Genomic DNA, 4,883 nt, shown 5'->3' with positions numbered 1-4,883 from the left:
CCCGGTACCCGCGCCTTGACCGCGCGCACGAGGTCGGCGTACCCGGTCACCGGCAGCTCGGGGTCGATTCCGCCCTGCATGCAGACCTCGGTGGCCCCGGCGACGTGCGCCTCGAACGCGCGGTCCCCGACGTCGGCCGCCGACAGCGTGAACGCGTCCTCGTCGCCCTTGCGTTGAGCAAACGCGCAGAACCGGCAGCCGGTGTAGCAGACGTTGGTGAAGTTGAGGTTGCGGTTCACCACGTAGGTGACCTCATCGCCGTTCACTTCTGCACGGATCGAATCAGCAAGGGACGCAAGGGCTTCGAGCCCATCACCGTCTGCGGTCGCTAACGCAAGGTACTCATCGTCGGATAGCCCAGCCGGGTCGTTTTCCGCACGCCGCAGCGCCGCCCGCACGTCAGATTCCAGTCGGCGCGGCGCCCCCGTGTCGTTCAGGGCGAGGACCTGTTCGCGAATGGTGTCCCAGTCACCGAAGGCGCTCGCCAGGTCGCTGCGCGTCTCGGTGTTGCGACCGTCGACGTCAATCCCGGTGTTCAGGTCCACCCGGCCCGACGACGACCAATCCTCGTCCGGCTCCTGCCACGGCAGGCCCACGGGGCCGACATCGCGCGCTAATCCGGTCACCGGATCGGCGAGCGCGGCAACATGCCGGGCGATCCGCGGGTCGATCCACGGCGCCCCGGCAAGCACATAGCGGGGTTGCGCGGCGATCCGCTCGGTGAGCGTGTAGCCCGCTGCCGCGGTAATTCGGGCCAAATCGTCGAGGTTCGGCCAGGGCCGCTCCGGATTCACATGGTCCGGGGTCAGCGGCGAGACGCCGCCCCAGTCGTCGATGCCCGCCGCGATCAGCGCGCGGCATTCGTTCGCCGACACCAGGTTCGGCGGTGCCTGGATCCGCATGGCCGGCCCGAGCAGTAGACGTGCCACGGCAATAGACGCGAGGAACTCGCTCATCTCGGCGTCCGGCACGGCGCCCATCGCGGTGTCGGGTTTGGCCCGAAAGTTCTGCACGATAACTTCCTGCACGTGACCGAACGCCTTGTGTACCTGGCGGATCTGGAGAATCGAGTCGACCCGTTCGGCGCGATTCTCACCGATCCCGACCAGAATGCCGGTGGTGAATGGCACCGCCAGCCGCCCGGCATCGGTCAGCACGCGCCCACGCACCTCGGGATCTTTGTCCGGGCTCCCGTAGTGACACTCGCCTTTGTCGGTGAACAGCCGGCGGGCGGTGGTTTCGAGCATCATGCCCATCGATGGCGCCACCGGCTTGAGCCGGTTGATCTCTTCCCAACTCATCACCCCGGGGTTCAGGTGCGGCAGCAGCCCGGTCTCCTCGAGCACCCGGATCGCGGCGGCGCGGACGTAGTCGAGGGTGGAATCGTAGCCGCGTTCATCGAGCCACTGGGCGGCCTGCGGCCACCGGTCCTCCGGGCGGTCGCCGAGCGTGAACAGCGCCTCTTTGCAGCCAAGTTCGGCGCCGCGGCGGGCGATCGCGACCACCTCGTCGAGTTCCAGGTAGGCGCTGTGGCCGCCGCGGGCGAGTTTGCCCGGCACGGTCACGAAGGTGCAGTAGTGGCAACGGTCCCGGCACAGTCGGGTGAGCGGAATGAAGACTTTGCGGGAGTAACTGACCTGGCCAGCACGGCCCTCGGCGGCCAATCCCGCATCCCGGACTCGGGCCGCAGCGGCACACAGGTCGTCCAGATCACCGCCGCGGGCGGCCATCAGGACCGCACCCTCATCCGGATTGAGCGTGACGCCGTCGCGGGCGCGACGCAAGGCCCGGCGCATCGCCGAAGGTGTCGGAGCCGCTTCGTTGATCACATTCCCCACTGTAGACACCGCCGCGGATAGGCAGCACTGGGCGCCGTATCGGTCGCCCCGATCGATGACCACCGATCGATGACCACCGAGGCTAGACGCGGGCGGCGATGGTTGCGGGCATTCCCAATCCGAGCCCGAGAATCAACAGCAGCGGAAGTCCGGTGATCCAGGGCGCACTGCCACCGACCGGGAACATCGCGATGATCACGACCAGGGTGAACGCAGCGAGCGGTGCGAAACGCCATGCCGACGGCGTGTACTGGCCCGCGAGCCACAGGAAGCCGAGGTTGACCGCGCCGGCGATCAGCGCGGTGATCGGGAATGGGATCGGCCCCCACGAGATCATGAGGAAGGCGCAGCACAGGATGCCCAGGAGCACGCTGGCCGCCGTCAGCAGACCCAGTTCCACGCGCTCGTCGACACTCATTCGACCCCCTCGAACAGGTCAGTTTCCCGTCGGCCCGACCGTGGCGGGGCGATGCGCGAGAAGTGCTCGACGCGGCAGATCGGCTGAATGATGTTGTTGCTCAACGCGAATTCGGTGTGCGACGGCGCCACGGTCACCTGGGTAGCATGGGCAACCAGGGCCGCGACCTTCGCTGCCAGTACCTCGACGACGTCGACGGCCGCGTCAATCTTCGCGTCGGGGGTGCTGGGCAGCTCGCCCTCGGCCGGCCGACGCCAGCCGTCGGGCACATGCTCGATCGCGGCGAGCCCCTGAGTCAGCGGGCCCGCCGCAGTAATCACCTCGTACACCTTGCAGCCGTGCCCGAGCCGCCGCGCAGCCGCCGGGATCGCCCGATGGGAGATCTCGTGCACGCGCTTGTGATCGGGATGTCCGTAGCCGCCGTCGGCGTCGTAGGTGACGATCACCTGTGGGTCGAAATCGACGATCTCGGCGACCAGCGCCTCCGTCAACTCGTCGGCGTCAGCGGCCGCGAGGGCGCGCCGGTGCTGCGCCGATGCGGTCCCGGCCATCCCGGAATCCCGCCAGCGTCCAGCACCGCCCAGGAAGCGTGGCGCGAGCTCGGCGGTTCCGGCCGGGGTGAGGGCGGCCAGCGCTGCAGACAGCTCCCCGACCCGGAGGCCCCCGAGCTGATCGGCCTGCTCGGCGACCAGCCGCGCCCAGCGCTCCCCGATCACTTCGCCTTCTTCGCCGAGTGTGAAGGTGAGGACCCGCACGTCGACACCGGCCGCGAGGTAGTGCGCGATGGTGCCGCCGGTCAGAATCGACTCATCGTCGGGGTGGGCGTGCAGCAGCAGCAGCCGGCGCCCGGCATGCTCGCCGTTGACAGTCACGACTGCCGCCACCGCGCGGCATCGCCGAAGATGGCGACCTGTACCGGACCGCTCAGCGGAACCCCATCCACGTCGCCGGTGACGCCGACAAAGATCGTGTCCTGGAACAGCGGCAGGTACACGGCGCGCTCGGCCAGCAGCGGTTCGGCCGTCGTCAGCGTGCGCACCGCATTCTCTTCGGTCATGGCCTGGCCCGCCAACTGCTGCAATTGCGCATCACACAGTCCAGAGATATTGCCAATGTAGCTGGTATCCGGTGTCGGATTGGCCGGCTTCTGGGTGCTCGACGCCGCCGATCCGGCAGTGCGGGTCGGCGTCGGCAGCACGCTCTGGTTGATAGCCGGATCCCGTTCAGGTTCGACGGTGTGTGCGCCGGACTCGGTGCCCTGCGGCGGCGGTAGGCAACCGACTTGCGAGGCGAGCGCCGTCGCCGGATCGATCCCGGCCGACGTCCAGCCGACGATGAGGTCGACACTCGCCGCGGTCAGGGCCTGTCCGTAGAGCTCGGTGTTGGTCATCGCCGTCACCTGGGCGCGCACGCCCTGACCGCGCAGCTGGTCGGCAACGCTCTCCGCCGCCGACAGGGTGCGCTGGTCGGTGTCGGTCGCGCCGATCCGAACCACGAGCGGCGCCCCGCCCTTGATCAGCGGTGGCACCCCGTACGGGAGTTCGGAAACGCCGGGCACCTCGGCGGTCGTTGTCGCCGGGGTCGAGCCCGTCGCCGGGGTCGAGCCTGCCGCCGGGGTCGAGCCTGCCGCCGGGGTTCGGGCGCGCGGTTCGCCGCGGGTGTAGCCCGCCGACGCCAGCCACGCGGTGACCTGGTCAGCGGACGGCCGCGAGCGCCCCACCGGGAAATAGTCCTCGTCGGAGGGCATGTACACGGTGTTGGCGAACCGCGTCACGACGTCATCTCCTGCGGCGGCCGCAGTGACCACATCGCCGTCGATCATGCCGAAAACGGCCTGCCGGACCGCGACATTGCGCATCACGTCGGCACGCGTGTTCAAGTTGATCGTCATCGCCCGCACGGCCGGGGCGCGATTGCTCCGGATCCCCGGGATCGCCGAGATCTCCGCGGCGCTGGCCGGGCCGGTGGAGAGCGCGACGATGCCGGTGTCACCGTTGCGGACCGTTTGGGCCATTTGCGGGGGCGTGCCTGCGCGGCGCAGCACCACCTGATCGAGAGCCGGCGGGGTACTCCAGTAGCGGTCGTTGCGGATCAGCCGCACCTCATCGCGCGACCGGTCAATCGAGTAGATCGAGAACGGACCGGCGGCGACCGGCTTTCCCCGGTCCATCCCGGTCTGGAAGCCGGACGGGTCGCCGCGCAGTTTGTGACTGGGTAGCAGGTTGGTGAACAGTTCCCGCCAGGCGGGGTACTGGCTGGCAAAGACGACCTTGACCACCTTGCCACCGCCGGATGTCTGCACATCCTGCACGGCGCGATAGCCCGCCGGACCGACGACGTTCGGCTGCCGCGACATCTGCTGCCACAGATAGCCGAAATCGTCGCCGGTCACCGGGAGTCCGTCCGACCACTGCGCATCGTTGACGATGCGGTAGGTGACCGTGAAGGGCTCTCGCGCAGTGACCTCGGCCGAGCTGATCAGCGTCGCATTCGGCTGCCATTGGACGCCGCCCGGCGTCTGCACCGGAACAAACGGACTCGGCAGCGTCATCGCCGCGATTGCGGTGGTCACCGTCCCCTGGTCGGCGCCCAAGTGCGGATTGAAACCCGCACCGATCGCGTCGGTG

At 68.8% G+C, this 4,883-nt stretch carries 4 protein-coding genes; all 4 read right to left on the bottom strand.

What is annotated here, in order from left to right:
• On the bottom strand, window positions 1-1,796 hold a 1,796-nt coding region (locus WAW85_RS06265; protein WP_422558772.1), incomplete at its 3' end, for a bifunctional FO biosynthesis protein CofGH.
• Between the two features lie 124 nt (window positions 1,797-1,920).
• Window positions 1,921-2,256, bottom strand: coding sequence for a hypothetical protein (locus tag WAW85_RS06260; RefSeq protein ID WP_422558771.1), 336 nt, complete (start codon window positions 2,254-2,256; stop codon window positions 1,921-1,923).
• A complete protein-coding gene (gene mshB, locus WAW85_RS06255) occupies window positions 2,253-3,128 on the bottom strand; it encodes an N-acetyl-1-D-myo-inositol-2-amino-2-deoxy-alpha-D-glucopyranoside deacetylase (RefSeq protein ID WP_422558770.1) in 876 nt (291 codons plus the stop codon). Before mshB ends, WAW85_RS06260 begins: the two co-directional genes overlap by 4 nt.
• On the bottom strand, window positions 3,125-4,883 hold a 1,759-nt coding region (locus WAW85_RS06250; protein WP_422558769.1), incomplete at its 5' end, for an ABC transporter family substrate-binding protein. The genes WAW85_RS06250 and mshB, both read right to left, overlap by 4 nt.

Source organism: Gordonia sp. (in: high G+C Gram-positive bacteria) (genome assembly GCF_049299075.1).
Lineage (GTDB): Bacteria > Actinomycetota > Actinomycetes > Mycobacteriales > Mycobacteriaceae > Gordonia.
The sequence above is the reverse complement of the archived record's forward strand: the minus strand, read 5'-3'. Positions and strand labels throughout refer to the sequence as shown.

Excerpts from the sequence above, each read along its gene's own strand:
- WAW85_RS06260 (WP_422558771.1), bottom strand. The coding sequence starts at position 2,256 with ATGAGTGTCGACGAGCGCGTGGAACTGGGTCTGCTGACGGCGGCCAGC.